Source organism: Mycobacterium sp. NGS40, from assembly GCF_059812735.1.
On sequence record NZ_JCALDG010000113.1, the window covers coordinates 1 to 661 of the forward strand.

The window sequence follows — 661 nt, forward strand, 5'->3', positions numbered from 1 at the left end:
CCTCTACACAAGGGCATCCGTGCGGGCTTTCCACAAGCGCTGGACGGCTGCCCGTAATCCGCGTGGTGGGCGGCGGCGCCGCCACGTCGAACGGTCAGGCACCTAACGCCATGGAGGAGAGACCACCAGTGAGTGTGAAGAGATTTGCCACAGATCGCCAAGGCCTGTCTGTCTGGGAAGGGACGGTGAGCGTGGCGCATTCTGTCGACGATGCGCAGCCAAATCTGCTGGGCGACAACGTAATTCAGGAGGTTGGTGTCACGTCTTGCCTTGATCAGCCCCGCGAGGGCTGGGAGACGTATCGGGGTATCGATGCCGCTGAGTGAGGGTGCACAGTTCGCCGGCTACACGCTGGTGCGGTTGCTGGGTAGCGGAGGGATGGGCGAGGTGTACTTGGCCCGCCACCCCCGTTTCCCGCGGCTGGAGGCGCTCAAGGTGTTGCACACTGAGTACTCGGCCGACCCCGATTTCCAACAGCGTTTTAACCGGGAGGCCGAGTTGGCTTCGGGATTGTGGCATCCCCACATCGTGGGGGTGCATGACCGCGGTGAGTTTGACGGCCAGTTGTGGATCACCATGGACTATGTTGATGGCGCCGATTTGGGCGCGGTGGTCAGTGCGAACTATGCGTCCGGAATGCCGGTCGAGGCCGTCGTGGCGG

At 62.9% G+C, this 661-nt stretch carries 2 protein-coding genes; both read left to right on the forward strand.

All coding sequences use genetic code 11. The features are described 5' to 3' along the window. On the forward strand, window positions 1-326 hold a 326-nt coding region (locus AC5Y5O_RS32170; protein ID WP_500028764.1), incomplete at its 5' end, for a hypothetical protein. After that, a partial coding sequence (locus tag AC5Y5O_RS32175; RefSeq protein ID WP_500028765.1) for a protein kinase domain-containing protein occupies window positions 313-661 on the forward strand: 349 nt, incomplete at its 3' end. The genes AC5Y5O_RS32170 and AC5Y5O_RS32175, both read left to right, overlap by 14 nt.